Origin of the sequence: Brevibacterium sanguinis, from assembly GCF_003315415.1 — a bacterium.
Taxonomy (GTDB): Bacteria; Actinomycetota; Actinomycetes; order Actinomycetales; family Brevibacteriaceae; genus Brevibacterium; species Brevibacterium celere_A.
This window is the reverse complement of the sequence record NZ_QNSB01000020.1, coordinates 2,121-5,501: the sequence shown is the minus strand read 5'-3', so window position 1 is coordinate 5,501 and position 3,381 is coordinate 2,121. Positions and strand designations below refer to the sequence as shown.

Annotated in this window: 2 rRNA genes; both read right to left on the bottom strand. The window is 55.2% G+C overall.

Annotated elements, in window-relative coordinates:
- Window positions 1-2: 2 nt before the first annotated feature.
- Window positions 3-121, bottom strand: a 5S ribosomal RNA gene (gene rrf / locus DFO65_RS16840).
- Between the two features lie 138 nt (window positions 122-259).
- Window positions 260-3,368: ribosomal RNA gene (locus DFO65_RS16835) — 23S ribosomal RNA — on the bottom strand.
- Window positions 3,369-3,381: the final 13 nt, after the last annotated feature.

Here is a 3,381-nt window from a genome sequence, read left to right as displayed (position 1 = left end):
TTTTGCGGCGGTCACTTACTCTCCCACAACCACCAAGTTGCAGTACCATCAGCGCGAATGGGCTTAGCTACCGGGATCGGAACGGTTAACCGGGCGTTTCCCCACCACTATCACCACCGCAAAAACCAACCAGACCACCACCCACACCCAACAGTGCAGACGGTAGTGGTCCAAGAACCGTACAGCGAACGCGAACACCCAACACAAAATCTTCAATCAAACCAAACAGTCACGCACACACCACACCCCATAAGGATGATTGGGTGAGTGATCGGTGTATTAGTACCAGTCAACTCCACACCTTGCAGTGCTTCCATACCCGGCCTATCAACCCCGTCATCTCCAGGGCACCTCTCCCCACACAGTGGGATGGAAATCTCATCTCGAAGCAGGCTTCCCGCTTAGATGCTTTCAGCGGTTATCCTTCCCGAACGTAGCCAACCAGCCATGCACCTGGCGGTACAACTGGCACACCAGAGGTTCGTCCGTCCCGGTCCTCTCGTACTAAGGACAGCCCTTCACAAATTTCCTACGCACGCAGCGGATAGGGACCGAACTGTCTCACGACGTTCTAAACCCAGCTCGCGTACCGCTTTAATGGGCGAACAGCCCAACCCTTGGGACCGACTCCAGCCCCAGGATGCGACGAGCCGACATCGAGGTGCCAAACCATGCCGTCGATATGGACTCTTGGGCAAGATCAGCCTGTTATCCCCGAGGTACCTTTTATCCGTTGAGCGACCACGCTTCCACAAGCCATGGCCGGGTCACTAGTCCCAGCTTTCGCTCCTGCTCGACACGTCCGTCTCACAGTCAAGCTCCCTTGTGCACTTACACTCGACACCTGATTGCCAACCAGGCTGAGGGAACCTTTGGGCGCCTCCGTTACTCTTTAGGAGGCAACCGCCCCAGTTAAACTACCCATCAGGCACTGTCCCTGAACCCGATCAGGGTCCGAAGTTAAGAAATCCAGAATGGTCAGAGTGGTATTTCACTTGCCGACTCCACCCCCACTAGCGTGACGGCTTCACAGTCTCCCACCTATCCTACACAAACCACACCGAATCCCAATACCAAACTATAGTGAAGGTCTCGGGGTCTTTCCGTCCTGCTGCGCGTAACGAGCATCTTTACTCGTAATGCAATTTCGCCGAGTTCGTGGTTGAGACAGCAGAGAAGTCGTTACGCCATTCGTGCAGGTCGGAACTTACCCGACAAGGAATTTCGCTACCTTAGGATGGTTATAGTTACCACCGCCGTTTACTGGGGCTTAAATTCTCCGCTTCACCCCTAAAGGGGTTAACGAGTCCTCTTAACCTTCCAGCACCGGGCAGGCGTCAGTCCGTATACATCGACTTACATCTTCGCACGGACCTGTGTTTTTAATAAACAGTCGCTTCTCTCTGGCCTCTGCGACCACCACCAGCTCCCAACCGCGCGGGTCGTTCACCAGGGTGGCCCCCCTTCTCCCGAAGTTACGGGGGCATTTTGCCGAGTTCCTTAACCACGATTCTCTCGATCACCTTAGTATTCTCTACCTGACCACCTGTGTCGGTTATAGGGTACGGGCAACACACACCCTCACGTCGATGCTTTTCTCGGCAGCAGAGGATCACCAGATCACCCCACCCATGGTGGGGCGCCCATCAGCTCTCACACTCTATGTGGGGACGGATTTGCCTACCCCCACGTGCTACGACCTTAGACCACGACAACCATCGCGTGGCCTGGCTACCTTTCTGCGTCACACCTCACGCTGACCGACTCCACACTCAGATCCCACCCCACACACCAACAGACCATCCGAAGACAGTCCGGGCACGCGGGATGGTTAGTATCATGTGTTTTGGTATTGCCGGTTGTGTGTCGGTACCAGAATATCAACTGGTTGTCCATCGACTACGCCTGTCGGCCTCGCCTTAGGTCCCGACTTACCCAGGGCGGATTAGCCTAGCCCTGGAACCCTTGGTCATCCGGTGGACGGGTTTCTCACCCGTCTTTCGCTACTCATGCCTGCATTCTCACTCGTACCGGCTCCACCACTAGTTCACACTGCAGCTTCACCGCCGGCACGACGCTCCCCTACCCAACACCACACCATTACAGTATCGTGATGCTGCCACAACTTCGGCGGTGTACTTAGCCCCGCTACATTATCGGCGCTCAATCACTTGACCAGTGAGCTATTACGCACTCTTTCAAGGATGGCTGCTTCTAAGCCAACCTCCTGGTTGTCTTCGCAACTGAACATCCTTTCCCACTCAGCACACGCTTAGGGGCCTTAGTTGATGGTCTGGGCTGTTTCCCTCTCGACAATGAAGCTTATCCCCCACTGTCTCACTGCCACGCTGAACCTTACCGGCATTCGGAGTTTAGTTGACGTCAGTAACCCGGTGGGGCCCATCAGCCATCCAGTAGCTCTACCTCCGGCAAGAACCACGCAACGCTGCACCTAAATGCATTTCGGGGAGAACCAGCTATCACAGAGTTTGATTGGCCTTTCACCCCTAACCACAGGTCATCCCCTCCATTTTCAACTGAAGTGGGTGCGGGCCTCCACAACATCTTACTGCTGCTTCACCCTGCCCATGGCTAGATCACTCCGCTTCGGGTCTAGGACACGCGACTGATACGCCCTATTCGGACTCGCTTTCGCTACGACTACCCCACACGGGTTAACCTCGCCACGTACCGCTAACTCGCAGGCTCATTCTTCAAAAGGCACGCCATCACCCCAACAAGGAGGCTCTGACGGATTGTAAGCACATGGTTTCAGGTACTCTTTCACTCCCCTCCCGGGGTACTTTTCACCATTCCCTCACGGTACTATTCCGCTATCGGTCATCAGGAAGTATTTAGCCTTACCAGGTGGTCCTGGCAGATTCACACGAAATTCCACGAGTTCCGTGCTACTCGGGTTTGATGCCACACTGTGGTCACATGTTTCGCCTACGGGACTCTCACCCACTCCGGTACTGTTTCCCACCAGTTTCGACTACACGCGAACGCATCAGTGTCTCGGCCATGCTGAACCGAACACATCACCCCACAACACCCGAACAGCAACGCCAGCACGCTTAGGCACTGCACGGGTTTAGGCTCTTCCAGTTTCGCTCGCCACTACTCCCGGAATCATTCTTATTTTCTCTTCCTACGGGTACTGAGATGTTTCACTTCCCCGCGTTCCCCCCACACACCCTATATATTCAGATGCGGGTCACCGCCCTCTCAGACGGCGGGGTTTCCCCATTCGGACACCCTCGGATCAACGCCCGTTTATCGGCTCCCCGAGGCTTATCGCAGATTTCCACGTCCTTCATCGGCTCCTGATGCCAAGGCATCCACCATGCGCTCTTACACACTCACCCCACCCCGTAAGGG